Source organism: Daejeonella lutea (assembly GCF_900168015.1).
In the GTDB taxonomy this organism is placed as follows: domain Bacteria; phylum Bacteroidota; class Bacteroidia; order Sphingobacteriales; family Sphingobacteriaceae; genus Daejeonella; species Daejeonella lutea.
Window position 1 is genome coordinate 54,827 of sequence record NZ_FUYR01000003.1, and the last position, 15,809, is coordinate 70,635.

General features: G+C 40.8%; 17 protein-coding genes. 12 read left to right on the forward strand and 5 right to left on the reverse strand.

The genetic code is table 11. The features are described 5' to 3' along the window. The first annotated feature begins 326 nt into the window (after nucleotides 1–326). Together greA and B5X60_RS13840 are read left to right on the forward strand one after the other, a co-directional pair. Complete coding sequence (greA, locus tag B5X60_RS13835) at nucleotides 327–800, forward strand: transcription elongation factor GreA (protein WP_079703321.1); 474 nt, start codon at nucleotides 327–329, stop codon at nucleotides 798–800. A 106-nt stretch (nucleotides 801–906) separates the two neighbouring features. Continuing rightward, nucleotides 907–1,299: an HIT family protein gene (locus tag B5X60_RS13840; protein WP_079703322.1), complete on the forward strand. Its 393-nt coding sequence runs from the start codon at nucleotides 907–909 to the stop codon at nucleotides 1,297–1,299. 24 nt (nucleotides 1,300–1,323) lie between these two features. On the opposite strand, the gene ruvC is transcribed toward B5X60_RS13840, so the two are convergent. Further along, nucleotides 1,324–1,890: a crossover junction endodeoxyribonuclease RuvC gene (ruvC, locus tag B5X60_RS13845; RefSeq protein WP_079703323.1), complete on the reverse strand. Its 567-nt coding sequence runs from the start codon at nucleotides 1,888–1,890 to the stop codon at nucleotides 1,324–1,326. An 86-nt stretch (nucleotides 1,891–1,976) separates the two neighbouring features. Here ruvC and B5X60_RS13850 point away from each other — a divergent pair, with 86 nt between their 5' ends. The 6 genes from B5X60_RS13850 (at nucleotide 1,977) to B5X60_RS13875 (ending at nucleotide 7,903) form a co-directional block, all read left to right on the forward strand. Next, complete coding sequence (locus B5X60_RS13850; protein ID WP_139377486.1) at nucleotides 1,977–2,951, forward strand: lysylphosphatidylglycerol synthase domain-containing protein; 975 nt, start codon at nucleotides 1,977–1,979, stop codon at nucleotides 2,949–2,951. Beyond that, complete coding sequence (locus B5X60_RS13855; RefSeq protein WP_139377487.1) at nucleotides 2,932–4,065, forward strand: glycosyltransferase; 1,134 nt, start codon at nucleotides 2,932–2,934, stop codon at nucleotides 4,063–4,065. The genes B5X60_RS13850 and B5X60_RS13855 overlap by 20 nt, the downstream gene beginning before the upstream one ends. A 61-nt stretch (nucleotides 4,066–4,126) precedes the next feature. Further along, entirely contained in the window at nucleotides 4,127–5,371 is a 1,245-nt protein-coding gene (locus B5X60_RS13860; RefSeq protein ID WP_079703325.1) for a PP2C family protein-serine/threonine phosphatase, read from the forward strand. 49 nt (nucleotides 5,372–5,420) lie between these two features. Next, a complete protein-coding gene (locus tag B5X60_RS13865) occupies nucleotides 5,421–6,026 on the forward strand; it encodes a ribonuclease HII (RefSeq protein ID WP_079703326.1) in 606 nt (201 codons plus the stop codon). A gap of 65 nt (nucleotides 6,027–6,091) precedes the next feature. Continuing rightward, nucleotides 6,092–7,168, forward strand: a complete 1,077-nt coding sequence (gcvT, locus tag B5X60_RS13870) for a glycine cleavage system aminomethyltransferase GcvT (protein ID WP_079703327.1) — start codon at nucleotides 6,092–6,094, stop codon at nucleotides 7,166–7,168. Between the two features lie 15 nt (nucleotides 7,169–7,183). Continuing rightward, on the forward strand, nucleotides 7,184–7,903 hold the full coding sequence (locus B5X60_RS13875; protein WP_079703328.1) for a 2-phosphosulfolactate phosphatase: 720 nt from the start codon (nucleotides 7,184–7,186) through the stop codon (nucleotides 7,901–7,903). Nucleotides 7,904–7,962: 59 nt separating this feature from the next. Here the strand turns inward: B5X60_RS13875 and B5X60_RS13880 are convergent, their stop codons facing one another. From B5X60_RS13880 to rsgA, 3 genes are read right to left on the reverse strand one after another with little or no spacing between them, the layout of a single operon-like run. Then, the gene (locus B5X60_RS13880; RefSeq protein WP_079703329.1) at nucleotides 7,963–8,289 is read right to left on the reverse strand and encodes a nucleotide pyrophosphohydrolase; all 327 of its coding nucleotides are present in this window, start codon (nucleotides 8,287–8,289) and stop codon (nucleotides 7,963–7,965) included. A 3-nt stretch (nucleotides 8,290–8,292) separates the two neighbouring features. Beyond that, nucleotides 8,293–8,745 (reverse strand): D-aminoacyl-tRNA deacylase, encoded by a 453-nt coding sequence (gene dtd, locus B5X60_RS13885; protein ID WP_079703330.1) that lies wholly within the window; start codon nucleotides 8,743–8,745, stop codon nucleotides 8,293–8,295. Next, on the reverse strand, nucleotides 8,746–9,666 hold the full coding sequence (gene rsgA / locus B5X60_RS13890) for a ribosome small subunit-dependent GTPase A (RefSeq protein WP_079703331.1): 921 nt from the start codon (nucleotides 9,664–9,666) through the stop codon (nucleotides 8,746–8,748). 386 nt (nucleotides 9,667–10,052) lie between these two features. Between rsgA and thrA the strand changes: the two genes are divergently transcribed. From thrA to B5X60_RS13910, 4 genes are all read left to right on the forward strand, one after another. After that, nucleotides 10,053–12,503 carry a bifunctional aspartate kinase/homoserine dehydrogenase I gene (gene thrA / locus B5X60_RS13895; RefSeq protein ID WP_079703332.1) on the forward strand — a complete coding sequence of 817 codons (2,451 nt, stop codon included), beginning with the start codon at nucleotides 10,053–10,055 and terminating at the stop codon, nucleotides 12,501–12,503. Between the two features lie 75 nt (nucleotides 12,504–12,578). Beyond that, the gene (locus B5X60_RS13900; RefSeq protein ID WP_079703333.1) at nucleotides 12,579–13,514 is read left to right on the forward strand and encodes a homoserine kinase; all 936 of its coding nucleotides are present in this window, start codon (nucleotides 12,579–12,581) and stop codon (nucleotides 13,512–13,514) included. Further along, complete coding sequence (thrC, locus tag B5X60_RS13905; protein WP_079703334.1) at nucleotides 13,515–14,822, forward strand: threonine synthase; 1,308 nt, start codon at nucleotides 13,515–13,517, stop codon at nucleotides 14,820–14,822. It abuts the gene before it with no gap. Nucleotides 14,823–14,870: 48 nt separating this feature from the next. Beyond that, nucleotides 14,871–15,140 (forward strand): (2Fe-2S) ferredoxin domain-containing protein, encoded by a 270-nt coding sequence (locus tag B5X60_RS13910; RefSeq protein WP_079703335.1) that lies wholly within the window; start codon nucleotides 14,871–14,873, stop codon nucleotides 15,138–15,140. A gap of 37 nt (nucleotides 15,141–15,177) precedes the next feature. On the opposite strand, the gene B5X60_RS13915 is transcribed toward B5X60_RS13910, so the two are convergent. Next, a complete protein-coding gene (locus tag B5X60_RS13915) occupies nucleotides 15,178–15,705 on the reverse strand; it encodes a ferritin (RefSeq protein ID WP_079703336.1) in 528 nt (175 codons plus the stop codon). Nucleotides 15,706–15,809 lie beyond the last annotated feature (104 nt).

The following is a 15,809-nucleotide window of genomic DNA, read 5'->3' on the forward strand; positions in this document are numbered from 1 at the left end:
GCCAGCATACTCAAATTCCTACGGCGTCCAATATTAGAAGCCTTCGGGTTAGGGATAGCAGCGAAAATCATTTTTTGTGAAACAAAAAATATTGAAGCGAATAGCCCGGCGCCGCACAACGGCGCAACCTCCAAAACTAACAAATTGCAATTTTATAATCGATAGTGCTTAAGTGGAAGAAACTCAAAATGCAATCTTTATCTCAATAGAATTTGGAATTCTAAAGTCAAAAATATTATCTTCGTATTGATACGAGCAAGACTATATTGGCTAATGCCGACATAGTCTTGTTTGTTTTTATAGAATTACCATAAAAAGAGAGAGATATGACGGACGTAACTTATTACACCCAGGAAGGATTAGATAAATTAAAAGAAGAACTTCATCAGTTAAAGACCGAAGGCCGGTCACAAATATCAAAAGCAATTGCTGAGGCGAGAGATAAAGGTGATCTTTCGGAGAATGCTGAGTATGATGCAGCTAAAGAAGCTCAAGGTCATCACGAATCCAAAATATCTAAATTAACGAACATTTTGGCAAATGCCAGGTTAATTGATGAGTCGAAACTTGATACATCCAAGGTGCTTGCTTTGTCGATCGTAAAGATTAAAAACATTCAAAACGGTGCTGCGATGACCTATCAGCTGGTTTCTGAAACCGAGGCTGACCTAAAATCCGGAAAAATATCGGTAAAATCACCTATCGCGCAAGGTCTCTTAGGTAAGTCGGTGGGCGATAAAGTGGAAATCGTCGTCCCAGCAGGTAAAATCGAATTTGAGATTGTAGAAATATCCCGATAAGAGAGCCAGGAATCAAGAGCTACGAATCAAGAATCAAAGACCAAGACAGTAGCCAATTAATCGACAAGCAACTTACAACGTATAACCTATTACGTATAACTCATTTATGGCATCGATCTTTTCAAAAATTGTGTCCGGTGAAATTTCGGCGCATAAAGTGGCAGAAACTGTACAGTATCTGGCTTTCCTGGACATAAATCCGCTTGTGGAAGGTCATGTGCTGGTGATCCCGAAAATAGAAATTGATTATTTGTTCGACATGGACAGCGAAAACTATGTTGGGTTAATGATGTTCGCCCAAATAGTTGCTAAAGGCTTAAAACAAGCAATTCCATGTGAACGAATTGGAATGACTGTGATTGGTACTGAAGTGCCACACGCACATATCCACCTCATTCCGATGAATAATATGGAGGATATGAATTTTGCACGGCCCAAGTTGAAGTTGAGTGAAGAGCGCTTAGCTGAGATTGCAGACAGAATCAGGGAAAAGCTTTAAGATATATCTCCCCTGCTGTGAGTTTCACTTGATCCTTTTGACATTATCTTTGGCAAACGCAGCCCAGCCCGTGTAGTTTTTTTTATCTCCCGAAGATGTCATTTTCTGGAACGAATGGCATACGGCAACGGCCAGGCCATCTGTAGCATCGAGAAATTCTGGCGTTTCGGTGAACTTCAGCAAAGTTTTGAGCATTGCGCTTACCTGTTCTTTTGATGAGTTTCCATTGCCAGTGATAGATTGTTTAATCTTTCGTGGTGAATATTCGAAGATGGGGAGGTTTCTGGATAATGCAGCAGCCATGGCGACTCCCTGTGCTCGTCCTAATTTTAACATCACCTGGATGTTTTTTCCATAGAAAGGAGCTTCCACAGCCAGGCAATCGGGGTTATAATGATCAATTAACAGAACGGTCTTCTCGAAAATGTGTTTAAGTTTGTGGGGATGGTCGTCAAGATGGTCAAGCTTGACAACGCCCATGCATAAAAGATCAATATTGCTTTTTACTTCCTTTACAATACCATAGCCCATAATGCTTGTTCCGGGGTCTATTCCTAAAATTATCCTCTCCTTTGCTTTCTCTTTTAGCATGCCTCAATATTAGTGATTTGCCGTCAAAGCTGCCCTAAAATTTAAATTCGGCAAAGGTTTTTCTTAACATTGTAGAAAGAAATCATTTGAATCGCCAAACCAAGAAAGTTTTAAGCATTATTATCAAGATCACCGTGCTGGTGCTTGCTTTTTGGATTATTTTTCAAAAGCTCAGTAATAATGAAAACATTAGTAATTTCAGATCGCTGACCAATAAACTTTCGCCATCCAGCGTACAGGCAGTACTTGCCGGCCTTTTGCTCTTAATGTTTTTGAACTGGTTTGTTGAAGCATTGAAATGGAAATATCTCTTGCGAAATGTAGAAAAGATCACAACCTGGAGGGCTGTTGAATCTGTTTTTTGCGGACTCACCTGGGCTGTTTTTACACCGAACAGAATTGGCGAATATGGCGGGAGAGTTTTTTTCCTCTCGCCACGTAAACGAATAATAGGGGTAATTTCTATGGCAGTGGGAGCCGTCGCACAAATGGTCATTACCAATATACTTGGATCCCTGGCTTTATTATGGTTTGTTGGGAGCTTCATGCTCCTAAATATAATCGTTAACTTCGCTCTTACTTTCCTGGTAGCAATATTTTGCAGCTTCTTCCTTCTGTTCTATTTTAATATTCAGGTAATTGATGGTCTACTTGCTAAAGTCAAGTTTATTAAGCCCTTCAGAAGATTTTTTAGCATCCTTGCCAAATATAAAAAAGCAGACTTGTTAAGAATATTGTTGTATTCACTTGCCAGGTTCACGGTATTCACTATCCAATATTGTCTTATTATACACCTGCTTATTCCCGAGATGTCTATCTTTTCGATGGTTCTTATGCTGTTTATTTTCTTTTTCATCCAATCGGCGCTTCCGTCTTTGGATATCTTTGATATTGGAGTGCGAGCATTAACAGCTACTTACTTTTTTGGATTTCTTACTAATCAGGAAGTAGCGATAATGGCTGCAACAGCCTCAATTTGGCTGGTAAATTTAATTATTCCAGCTGTACTGGGTTCCGTTTTCGTCTTAAAACTCAATTTCTTTGGTAATACTCGCGGCTAGTATCCTAACTGGATGCCTCACATTGTTTTATGTTTTCATAATTCTTTATCTCTATCGGGGATGGGATAGAATCCCCCTTTTTAAGAAACAAGGTGTCGACCCCAAGACTTTTGTAAGCATTATTATCGCTGCAAGAAATGAGGAAGGAAAGATTGAGAAGACCATCGGAGATATCTTAGCACAGAATTATCCCCGAGAATTATTTGAGCTTATTATAGTTGATGATCATTCAACTGATCGAACTTCCGAAATAATTACATCGTTTGCATCTTCAGGGGTTAAACTTATCAAGCTGAATGAGGCCGAGTTCTTAAACTCATACAAAAAGAAGGCTATTTCTGAAGCAATCAACTTTTCAACTGGAGAATTAATTATTACGACTGATGCGGATTGCAGGATGAATACCACCTGGCTCAGAACCATCGTAGAGTTTTATCATACGGGAAACTATAATATGATCTCCTCACCAGTTACTTACTTTGAGGAAAAAAATGCTTTTGAAGAAATTCAGACACTTGAATTCCTGTTTCTTATAGGTTTAGGAGCTGCAGGAATAGGTAATCGGATACCTGCAACATGTAATGGAGCCAATTTAGCCTATCGCAGGGATGTATTTATTAAGTTGAACGGATTTCAGGGAATTGACCAGCTTGCATCCGGTGATGATGAATTGTTCCTCCATAAGGTCAGTTCAGCTTTTCCGGGGACAATTGGATTCTGTAAATCCCCTGACGCAATAGTGTACACCCATGCAAAATCGAATCTTGCGCAGTTTATTCAGCAAAGGAAACGGTGGGCATCAAAAAGTACGAAGTATAAAAACAAGAGCGTCATATTTTTAGGTGTAGCTGTATGGCTTTTCAACCTTTCCTTCATTGTAAACTTCGGCTTGGGATTTATGCATACGGGATTTTGGAACATCGGTTTTATAGCACTGCTTTTAAAGATGTTTGTAGAAATTATCTTTTTATTCTCTTTATGCACTTTCCTGGGGCGAAGGCGACTTTTATGGTACGTGCCATTGTCCACAGTACTTCATATAATTTACATAGTATTCATTGGCATCGCAGGCAATTCGGGCAAATATAACTGGAAGGGAAGGATGGTGAGATGAGCCTTTTTTATTCCGTAACAATTCCCTACTTTTAAACACATCATCACCAATAGGTATTGTATTGGCACATCTACCAACTTCAGTAATTAATGATGAGAGTGAGTTAATTCAACTCCTGCTAAAACGACAGGCAGAGTTAAATTCACTTCTAGAAATAACCCAGGCAATTAATAAAAATAGCTCCTCGAACGTTTTGTTTGAGATGCTTGAAGTTATTCTGAATGTTCACCTGAAAATAGGAAAGGTAAGGCTGCTAATCCGGGAAGGCGAACATTTCTATTGTGCCGCACGATTCGGAGGGGATTTCGAAAATGCTAAAACTCTTCAACAGACCTGTCAGGCACTGTCGGATTTCAAGAATATTACGGCCTTAAGAAATAATGCCGATGCGTTGTTAAATAAATATGAGTATTTCGTGCCTGTATTTCACAAGGACGAATTCCTCGCATTTGTTTTGATAGGAGACTTTGATATAGGTCATGAGCTATTAGGCAACGACCTGAACTTTGTCGAGACTTTAATAAATGTAATAGTAGTTGCTCTCGAGAATAAGAAATTATTTAAAGAACGGGTTGACCGCGAGCGCTTACAGCGGGACATGGAACTTGCGGTTGAAGTTCAAGGGATGCTGATTCCACGAAGCCTGCCAAAGACGGGATCCGTAGAGGTTGGTGCGACTTATTTGCCGAATCAAAATATTGGAGGAGATTATTTCGACTTCATTAAACTTGGACCTGAAGAATTTTTATGGTGTATAGCCGATGCCTCAGGGAAGGGCGTTTCCGCAGCATTGCTCATGGCGAACTTGCAGGCAAGTCTACGTGCGTGGTCGTCAGTGGAAAGTGATCTTGTTAAAGTTACGGAACGGCTAAATGAGATTGTAGTATCCAATACCAACGGCGAACGTTTTATTACCCTTTTCCTGGGCCTTTACAATGAAAAAACCCGCGAGCTTCGATACGTGAACGCTGGTCACAATCCCCCAATCCTGATGAAGGATGGAAAAATAAAATTCCTCAAAGATGGGACAACCATTATTGGGGCTTTCGATAAGCTTCCTTCCGTAAGGGTTGGCACAGAAATTTTATCACCAGGTAGTCTTATTTTCAACTACACAGATGGCTTAGTTGAAAGTGCGAACGAAGACGTATATATTACTGACGAGGAATTAGTTGATCATTTGGTTAACAACAGCAACTTGTCAGTTGACGACCTCAATGAAGCTATTTTAAGAAACATTCAGCTGACGAATAACGCCCGGATGAACTCTGACGACATTACAATTCTATCAATCAGGATCTTATAAAGTTCATGAGGAATTTCTAAATTTGTGCTATCAAAATCGCCGGAATAAAATGCTGTTGCCGTATTTCCAAAATGAATTTATTGAAGCAGGATGCGATGAGGCGGGACGAGGATGTCTTGCTGGACCGGTGTATGCGGCAGCTGTCATACTTCCAAAAAATTTCAAGCACGATGTTTTGACTGATTCAAAACAGCTGGGTGAAAAAGATCGATATAATTTACGTGACTGCATTGAGCGGGAAGCTATAGCTTTCGCCGTTGCTGAGGTAGATCACGAGGAAATTGACCGAATTAATATCCTTAATGCTTCGTTTAAGGCGATGCATCTTGCTCTAGAGAAACTTCACATTTCTCCGGGTTTTATTATTATTGACGGAAATCGGTTCAAAGCGTATCAAAAAGTCCCTCATCAATGTGTGATAAAAGGAGACGGTAAATATTATTCTATCGCAGCAGCATCCATCCTCGCAAAGACTTACCGCGATGATCATATGCACCGGCTGGCACTTGAGCATCCGCAGTATGACTGGTGCAACAATAAAGGATATCCTACAATTAAACATCGCGATGCAGTAATTTCATATGGCATGTCCCCGTATCATCGCAGAACCTTCCGCGTTACTGACCCTCAGTTGGCCTTATCGTTTGAAGAATAGGTTTTCAAATTAGCCTGCTCTTTACCCGTTTTTAATTACTTTTGCGGCAATCAATATTTGCCTGAATGAAGAATGTAGCTTTAAATGATGTCCATATTAGCCTTGGTGCCAAAATGGTTCCTTTTGCAGGATTTAACATGCCAGTACAATATAGTGGCATCAATGTGGAGCATGAGACGGTTCGCAAGGACGTGGGTGTTTTCGATGTAAGCCATATGGGTGAGTTTATTCTCAAAGGTGAGGGTGCTCTAGATCTGATCCAAAGAGTAAGCTCTAATGATGCTTCCAAACTTTTTGACGGTAAAATCCAATACTCATGTCTGCCAAATGAAACGGGTGGTATTGTTGATGACCTGCTGGTTTATCGGATTGATGAGAAAACTTATATGTTGGTTGTTAATGCATCGAATATCGAAAAAGACTGGGACTGGATATCCTCTCATAATACCGGTGGTGTGGAGATGAAAAATATCTCCGATCAAACTTCTTTACTTGCTGTACAGGGGCCAAAAGCTGCTGCGGCTCTGCAAAGCCTCACGGATGTTGATCTGGCAGCAATGGAATATTACACATTTAAAAAAGGTGCATTTGCAGGAGTTGAAAATGTACTGATCTCCGCAACCGGTTATACAGGCGCGGGAGGTTTTGAATTATATTTTGAAAATAAACACGCTAAGCATATTTGGGATGAAATATTCAAAGCTGGAGAGAAGTTTGGAATAAAACCTATTGGACTTGCTGCCAGGGATACGTTGAGATTGGAGATGGGCTTCTGTTTATATGGTAATGACATTGACGATACGACTTCCCCAATAGAAGCCGGATTAGGGTGGGTAACAAAATTTACCAAGAATTTCGTGAATTCAGAAAACCTGGCTGCTCAAAAGCAGGAGGGAGTTAGCCGTAAGCTTGTAGGCTTTGAAATGATTGACCGCGGAATACCTCGACATGACTATGAGATCGTGGATGTTAATGGGAATGTAATTGGCAAAGTAACCTCCGGAACTCAGGCTCCCTCTCTTCAGAAAGCGATAGGTATGGGTTATGTTGCCAAGGAGTTTTCAAAAGAAGCTACAGAAATATATATAAAGATCCGCGATAACAATGTGAAGGCCAGGGTTGTTAAATTTCCGTTCAAATAAACATTTAAGATCTGCATGCATAAACGTAATCTGGAAGTTTGCCTGACACCTGCGCTTCTCCATCTTTATGACTTTAAGGCAAGTATCGTTGTAGTCATAGACATATTCAGGGCAACGTCATCGATCTGCTATGGAATCGAAAACGGTGCCGAGGCAATTATTCCTGTTGCAACAGTAGAAGCGTGCGAATCTTACAGACATTCTGAATTCTTACTTGCAGCCGAACGAAACGGTGAAGTAGTTGCGGGATTTGATTTTGGAAACTCTCCGTTTTCCTATATCCGTGAAAAAGTAGATGGTAAAACCATTGTGTTAACAACAACGAATGGGACCCATGCCATTAATCTTTCAAGGGGAGCAAGTAAAATCGTTATAGGTTCGTTTTTAAACATTACAGCCCTTTGCAATTGGCTCAAAACACAGCCGAATGACGTCCTGCTTTTATGTTCGGGGTGGAAAGATAAAGTTAACCTTGAAGATTCTTTATTTGCAGGTGGAGTCGTGCATTTACTTAAAGACGAAGACTATCACCTGGATGATTCTGGAATTGCTACCGAAGATCTTTATAATCTGGCAAAAGCAGACCTCAATGCATATCTGAAAAAAACCTCCCATAGCGAGCGCCTAAAAAAACTCGGAATTGAGGAGGATATTGCTTTTTGCCTAAATCTCGATGTCACCAAAAGTATCCCCGTGCTCGATGGGGAGCGGTTGGTGAAGATGGAATTGGAATAGCTCTATTCTCTAAATCCTTCGATGTGAATTATTATTGCAAGGAAGGACGGATAAGGATATTACCGCAGTTTAGTATTGTTCTCATGTCTCTCGGCATCCCGTATGCTTTTCTTCTCAAGATTCTTTTGCAGCGCTTCAGTGAGATTAATACCAGTTTGATTTGCCAAACAGATCAAAACAAACAGAACATCTGCAAATTCATCCCCGAGATCTTGATCTTCTTCTGATTTTTTAAAAGACTGTTCACCATATTTGCGGGCCATTATACGCGCTACTTCACCTACCTCCTCCATCAGAATTGCTGTATTTGTAAGCTCATTGAAGTATCTTATCCCTGTGGAATTAATCCACTTTTCAACCGTATTCTGTGCTTCCTCTATGGTCATAACTTATTCTTTTGATTTTGAATCGATTTGGATGGTCACGGGCCCATCATTTACCAGCCTTATTTTCATATCGGCGCCAAAAATTCCGGTTTGGACTGGTTTTCCAGTTACTCTTTCAAGTTCTGCAATCATTTTTTTGTAAAGAGGTATAGCTATATCGGGTTTCGCAGCTCGGGTAAACCCAGGTCTGTTACCTTTCTTTGTAGATGCGTATAAAGTAAATTGACTGATTAGTAATATATCACCGTTAACGTCGCCTAGTGATTTGTTCATTGCACCATTTTCATCCGAGAAAATCCGCATGTTTGATATTTTCTGGGCAAGCCAGCTGAGGTCCTCATCCCCGTCTGTTTCCTCAATGCCTAAGAGCACCATAAGACCCGTATCGATTTGTCCTGTAGTTTTTGTATCTACTGAACAGGAGGCGCTGCTTACCCGTTGTATGATTGCTCTCATTTACGCTCTTGTGTCGTTATTGTGATAAATACTTAAATAGCTTTCATAGCGTGAAGGTTCAATTTCATCGTGCTCGACTGCTCGCAGCACAGCGCAACCAGGTTCATTTATATGTCTGCAGTTGTGAAATTTGCAATCGCCCATAAGTTCCCGAATTTCCGGGAAAAGTCTTCCCAGTTCCTGCTTTTCGATGTCGAAAACGCCCAGCTCGCGGATACCTGGAGTATCAATCAGATATCCGCCGAAAGGCAGTTCAAACATTTCTGCGAAAGTGGTAGTGTGTTTTCCTTTATCGCTCCAGTCTGATATGTCTCCGGTCTTTAACTTTGATCCGGGAAGCAAAGCATTTATAAGAGTTGATTTTCCTACTCCGGAATGGCCGCTTACGAGTGTAACCTGATCTTTAAGCAATTCCCTTATCTGATCAATATTGGTTTGTTCAATCGCGGAAACGCTGTAGCACGGATAACCAGCTTTTTCATAGATTTCCTGGTATTGCCTCAGTATATCCAGTCCTTCATTACTAAAGAGATCTAATTTGTTAAATATTAATTTCGCCGGGATGGCGTATGCTTCGGCAGTGACTAAAAAGCGATCGATAAAACCCAGGGAAGTGCGGGGAGAAGCCAGAGTAACGATCAAAAATGCCTGATCGAGATTAGCCGCAATAATCTGAGCTTGCTTCGAGAGATTAACTGATTTACGAATGATATAATTTTTGCGGGGATGGAGTGAGATGATGATACCCGTATTCTGATCGGGTTCCCGCTCTATCTCCACCTGATCGCCCACCGCTATGGGATTAGTAGTTTTTATATCCAGTGTTCTGAACTTGCCTTTAATCCGGCAATTAATTGTTTCACCGCTTTGAGTGATGACTTCATACCAGCTCCCGGTTGATTTAATTACTAAGCCTTGCATTGAATACAAAGATACGAGATAGTTGCATACCTGCTATTGTCACCTCTTGGTTGCTGCTTTACAAGTTGTTCTATTAGTATAAGCCAAAAAAGAGCAAAAGAAATAAGATCCAATAAATAAATTTGCTAATTCGAAAACTAAGCCCGTAATTAGCGCCACAGAAAGAAGCAATGAATATTAATTTTTATACCACAACAACCAATACCACAACCACGCTTACGCGATGGGGAAGGTCTTGTATGGTGTAATAAAAAGCATAAAACATCAAAAGCGCCTTCCTCCGACAACGGGGAAGGCGCTTTTTTTTATCAAAAATTTAAGCTCATATATTTCATCCAGCCAATTATTCGGACGGGTGCACAACAATTGAAACAAAATAACTAGAAATGAAAATTTTAAAATTCGGAGGCACATCAGTTGGGTCAGTTGAATCGATCAGCAAGCTATTACAAATCGTGGAACGGGAAGATCAAAGTACAGGAAATCCTGTAATTGTTCTTTCGGCAATGAGTGGGGTCACGAACTTGCTTTCTGCAATGGCTGATAAAGCTTCCCAGGGAGGAACTTTTCAGGATGAGTTGAAGCAACTGGAAGAGCGCCATTTCGATGTGATCAAAGAACTTTTGGCTGTTTCACGTCAAAACCCTGTTTTTACACAGTTAAGAATATTGTTCAATGAGATTGAAGATTTACTACAAGGTGTTTCAATGTTGCGCGAGCTTACTCCAAGAACCCGTGACCTGGTTTTAAGTTACGGTGAGCGATGCTCAACATTCATGATTAGTAAAATTGCGGGGCAGGAAAAGGATAACACCATTTTTGTGAATGCCGCCGACTTAGTAAAAACGGACAGCAGCTTCGGGCAGGCAAAGGTGAATATGGAGCTAACAGAGATACTGATCCGTGATTATTATGAGAAAAATAAATCCAAGATGTTGTTTGTAACCGGCTTTATTGCAAGTAACGATGAAGGACGTATAACAACACTCGGCCGTGGTGGTAGCGACTATACTGCAGCGATATTTGGTTCAGCGCTCAACGCAAGTGAGATAGAGATTTGGACAGATGTAAACGGAATGATGACTGCCGATCCGAGAATGGTTAAAAAGGCATTTTCATTACCGGAGTTGTCTTATACTGAAGCTATGGAGCTTTCATTTTTCGGGGCAAAGGTGATTTATCCGCCAACAATGATCCCGGCGTTTATGAAAAAGATTCCGATCGTAATCCGTAATACGTTTGAACCTGACTTTATCGGTTCAGTAATTAAGCATAATTGCGACAGTTCGGATCTTGCAATTAAAGGAATTTCATCGATCAATGATATAAGTATAATAAATATTGAAGGAAGCGGAATGGTAGGAAAAGCTGGCTTCAGCGGCCGCTTGTTCTCTCTTCTCGCACGGGAACAGATCAATGTAATCCTAATTACGCAATCTTCATCAGAGCACAGTATCACATTTGCTATACATCCCACTGATGCCGCAAAAGCTCAACGTGTCATTGAACATGAATTTGAGTTGGAACTATTGGCAAAAAAATTGGAAGCTCCGATATTTGAGAAAGGTTTGGCGGTACTCGCAATTGTAGGGGAAAATATGAAGCAAACTCCTGGTATATCAGGCAAGCTTTTTCATGCACTGGGTAGAAATGGTATCAATGTAAGAGCAATTGCTCAGGGTTCATCTGAATATAATATCTCTGTTATCATATCGCACGATGACTTGAACAAAGGTTTGAATGCAGTTCATGATGCCTTCTTTGTTGATCTTAACAAGACGCTAAACCTGTTTTGTCTGGGAACGGGTAATATAGGTAAAACATTATTCCGCCAGGTTCAGGAGCACCGCCAGTTTTTGCAGGAGCATAATGGCATTCAAATTAGGGTAGTAGGAATTGGCAATACCCGGAAAATGTATTTTGATCCGGACGGTATAGATCTGGAGAATTGGGAGACTACACTTGATTCAGCCGGTCAAACGGCCGACCTATCTGCTTTCGTGGAGAAAATGAAGAATTTGAATCTTCCAAACTGTGTTTTTGCTGATAATACTGCCAGCTTAAAGCCAATAGAGTTTTATCATGAAATATTTAGCTCAAACATCTCAATCGTAACATGTAACAAGATAGGAAATTCATCAAGTTATAGTCAATACAAATTGTTTAAAGATACTGCCCGGACCCATGGCGTGGACTATTTTTATGAAACCAATGTCGGCGCAGGTTTGCCGATAGTTCGAACACTTAAGGACCTTATGGTGAGCGGCGACAGGGTTTTAAGCATCGAAGCGATTCTTTCAGGTACCATCTCCTATATTTTCAATAACTATAAGGGTGATGTTACTTTTCATGATATTGTGAAGCAGGCACAGGAGAAAGGCTATACTGAGCCTGATCCACGTGACGATTTGAAGGGCACAGACTTTATGCGTAAAATGCTAATCCTTGCCAGGGATGCTGGATATCCGCTTGAAGCTGAAGATGTGCACATTGAAAGTATGCTGCCCCAGTCTTGTATAGATGCTCAGTCGGTAGATGAGTTTTACGCCGAACTAAAAAAAGAAGGGGCATTTTTCGAAAATCTGAAGAAACAGGCCCAGGCTGAGAGGAAAGTTCTCAGATACATTGCTAAACTTGAAGACGGCAAAGCTACTATCAATTTGCAAATGGTAGACGACACTCATCCTTTTTATGCGCTTTCCGGGAGTGATAATATAATTTCTTTTACAACAGATAGATACAAAGAACGTCCAATGGTAGTAAAAGGACCGGGTGCCGGAGCCGATGTAACTGCCGCCGGGGTTTTTGCGGATATCGTTAATGTTGGTGCACAATAGATCTTTCCGAACAAATGAATTTGATAATTTTGAAACAGAGGAAAATGGCTTTGGCCCAGAAGGGAATTTTATATTATGGATAGATCAGTAAAAGTCTTTGCCCCGGCTACGGTAGCGAATGTTGTTTGCGGATATGATGTACTCGGCTTTGCAGTGGACCAGCCCGGAGATGAGGTGATCATGCGTATTAAAGATGAGCCTGGAGTTGTAATTACAAAGATCAGCGGCGACGAAGGCCGTTTGCCTTATCACCCGGCAAAAAATACCGTCAGCGTCAGCGTCCAGCATTATCTTGATCATATTGGCCGCCCTGAGGTAGGGGTGGAGATCGAGCTATTTAAGAAAATGCCCATTGGCAGTGGACTTGGTTCCAGCTCTGCAAGTACAGTTGCCGGGCTGTTTGCCATCAATACCTTAATGGGAAACCCATTAACGCAGATGGAGCTTGTCCCCTTTGCCATGAAGGGCGAGGAAATGGCTTGTGGGACAGGTCATGCTGATAATGTTGCCCCAGCTTTGCTGGGCGGTTTTGTTCTGATCAGAAGTTATGAACCCCTTGATATTATACGGTTACCATATCCCGAAGAGTTATATTGCTCGATAGTATTTCCACATGTAGACGTTCCTACCCGCGACGCCAGAAAGATCATTCGCAGCAACGTGTCGCTTAAGGATGCCGTTGTGCAATGGGGGAATGTCGCTGGACTGGTCAGCGGGTTATTTCTGAAAGATATTGATTTGATCTCCAGGAGTATGAAGGATGTAATTGTTGAGCCTGTGAGATCTATCCTGATCCCTGATTTTTATAAATTGCGGGAAATCGCTATGGACAACGGAGCGTTAAGCTTTGGTATCTCGGGATCAGGTCCGTCAGTATTTACGTTTACACGAAATGCTGATGACGCCCAAATCATTAATGAAAAACTTAAGAAACATTTCCTTTGGCTTGATACTGAAAGTATTTCCTATCATTCCCCAATAAATTCAAAAGGCCCGATAATTTTAGATTAGATGCAACTTTACAGTACAAATAATAAAGACCTTAGGGTATCTTTCAAAGAAGCAGTTTTTAACAGTTTGCCTGCCGATAAAGGTTTATATATGCCTGAATCAATTCCAGAATTGGATCCTGATTTTCTGCGCAATTTGCACACCTTCAGTCTTCCCGAGATTGCTTTTAATGTGGCAAGGAATATTCTCAATGGAGACATCCCTGATAGTGACTTGAAGAAAATTATAGATGATGCTATAAATTTTGACGCCCCATTAGTGAAGCTTGAAAAACAGGTCCACGTGCTCGAACTTTTCCATGGTCCATCTCTTGCATTTAAAGATTTTGGAGCACGTTTTATGAGCCGGGTGATGAGCTATTTTCTGGAGGCCGGTGAAAAGGAGTTAAACGTATTGGTTGCGACGTCGGGCGACACTGGTGGAGCAGTTGCACTAGGGTTCTTAGGCGTTCCTAATACGACGGTAACGATATTGTATCCAAAAGGTAAAGTAAGTCCCATACAGGAATTGCAGTTAACTACGAACGGTCAAAATATTCGCGCTGTTGAGATTGAAGGCACATTTGATGATTGTCAGGCTTTAGTAAAACAGGCTTTTATTGATCCGGATTTAAAAGCCCGGTTCCGGTTAACATCTGCGAATTCAATTAATATTTCCCGTTTAATTCCGCAGACTTTCTATTATTTTAATGCATATGCGCAATTACAGCGATTGGGCAAGCATGAAGTTATTTTTGCGGTTCCCAGTGGCAATTTCGGAAATATAGGAGCAGGATTCCTTGCATGGAAAATGGGACTGCCGGTCAGGAAATTCATTGCGGCCACTAATATCAATGACACGGTTCCTGTTTTTTTAAGCAGCGGCGTCTACCAGGCTAAGCCGTCTGTGCAGACTTTCTCGAATGCAATGGACGTTGGTGATCCGAGCAACTGGGTAAGAATCATGGATCTTTTTAAGGGTGATAGGTCAGCATTGAAAAGATTTTTGACTTCCTACACTTTTACTGATTCAGAGACGCTTAATGCGATTAAGGAAGTTTTTGATAAACATCAATATATTATGTGTCCGCATACAGCAATTGCATGGCTGGCATCTAAACAATGGTTAAATGATAATCCAGGTAAGAATTCAGATATAATTTTTCTGTCCACCGCCCATCCGTGTAAGTTCCCAGATATATTTTCGGAAGACCTGGTTGCGAAAATTGATGTACCATCCCAGGTCAAAGAGCTTGAAGGTCGGGCAAAGTTTGCGGTTAGCTTAGGCAAGGATTTTGCAGGTTTCAAACAGTATTTGCTCGGGTCATAGTTAGGTAGTTTGCCCTATGCTAACGTAAAAAGCAGTACCTTAATTTTTATGGGGAAATTCTCAGTTCCTGAAAACACAATTTATATCTGCCAGGGCAGCAAATGTTCTAAGCGGGGCAGCCGGGAGTTGTATAAAAACCTAAAGCATTACTTAAAAAGCCAAGGGGTAAAGGATGACATCGAACTTGTTGTCACCGAATGTACTGATAGATGTAAATACGCTCCTGTGTTGGCAGCACAACCCGCTAATATCTGGTTAAAAGAGTATACTGCTAAAGAAGTAGTGAAGCTGGTAGATGATATTTTGAACAAGGAATAACGTCGGAAGACTGAAATCTTTCAGACTCCAGCTTCAGTTATTCTGCAGAATATTTAATGTTTCCGATATTTTTATCAATATCCCAGTATCCGGTACCGTTTTCGCCTATAACTTCAAATAATTCAAGGGCTCTTCTCGCTACATATTCTTCTTCTCTTTGTTCCCTCAGGAACCAGTTTAGAAATTCAAGGGTAACATAATCTTGTTCTTTATGGCACCGCGCAACGATGTTTTTGAACGATTGGGTGATGGCAATTTCCTGATCCAGGGCATCTTCAAATACTTCGCGGAAAGTACCAAATTCGATCTTTATATTATTTATATCCGGCGAAATCGCAGTTCCACCCATATCGAGAATATATTTATATATCTTCAATTGATGCTCTCTCTCTTCATTAGATTGTTTGAAGAAAAAGTCAGCAGATCCATCGAAACCATTGCGATCGCACCAGGAAGCCATTGATAAATAAATGGCCGAAGAATGAGCTTCTTTTTTCACCTGTTGATTCAGAAGAGATTCTATTTCTGCTGACAGCAGGCTTTTAATACGCATCAGATCTTTCATAACTTTTATTGTTTATTGTGATTGCTATTAAAACAAACTTAATAATAATAAGTTCCTAGAATCTAAAGAAAGGCAATATGGAGTTAATCTAATTAAGATATAAC

Coding starts and splice junctions, on each gene's coding strand:
- greA (WP_079703321.1), top strand. CDS start 327: ATGACGGACGTAACTTATTACACCCAGGAAGGATTAGATAAATTAAAA.
- B5X60_RS13840 (WP_079703322.1), top strand. CDS start 907: ATGGCATCGATCTTTTCAAAAATTGTGTCCGGTGAAATTTCGGCGCAT.
- ruvC (WP_079703323.1), bottom strand. CDS start 1,890: ATGCTAAAAGAGAAAGCAAAGGAGAGGATAATTTTAGGAATAGACCCC.
- B5X60_RS13865 (WP_079703326.1), top strand. CDS start 5,421: ATGCTGTTGCCGTATTTCCAAAATGAATTTATTGAAGCAGGATGCGAT.
- gcvT (WP_079703327.1), top strand. CDS start 6,092: ATGAAGAATGTAGCTTTAAATGATGTCCATATTAGCCTTGGTGCCAAA.
- B5X60_RS13875 (WP_079703328.1), top strand. CDS start 7,184: ATGCATAAACGTAATCTGGAAGTTTGCCTGACACCTGCGCTTCTCCAT.
- B5X60_RS13880 (WP_079703329.1), bottom strand. CDS start 8,289: ATGACCATAGAGGAAGCACAGAATACGGTTGAAAAGTGGATTAATTCC.
- dtd (WP_079703330.1), bottom strand. CDS start 8,745: ATGAGAGCAATCATACAACGGGTAAGCAGCGCCTCCTGTTCAGTAGAT.
- rsgA (WP_079703331.1), bottom strand. CDS start 9,666: ATGCAAGGCTTAGTAATTAAATCAACCGGGAGCTGGTATGAAGTCATC.
- thrA (WP_079703332.1), top strand. CDS start 10,053: ATGAAAATTTTAAAATTCGGAGGCACATCAGTTGGGTCAGTTGAATCG.
- B5X60_RS13900 (WP_079703333.1), top strand. CDS start 12,579: ATGGATAGATCAGTAAAAGTCTTTGCCCCGGCTACGGTAGCGAATGTT.
- thrC (WP_079703334.1), top strand. CDS start 13,515: ATGCAACTTTACAGTACAAATAATAAAGACCTTAGGGTATCTTTCAAA.
- B5X60_RS13910 (WP_079703335.1), top strand. CDS start 14,871: ATGGGGAAATTCTCAGTTCCTGAAAACACAATTTATATCTGCCAGGGC.
- B5X60_RS13915 (WP_079703336.1), bottom strand. CDS start 15,705: ATGAAAGATCTGATGCGTATTAAAAGCCTGCTGTCAGCAGAAATAGAA.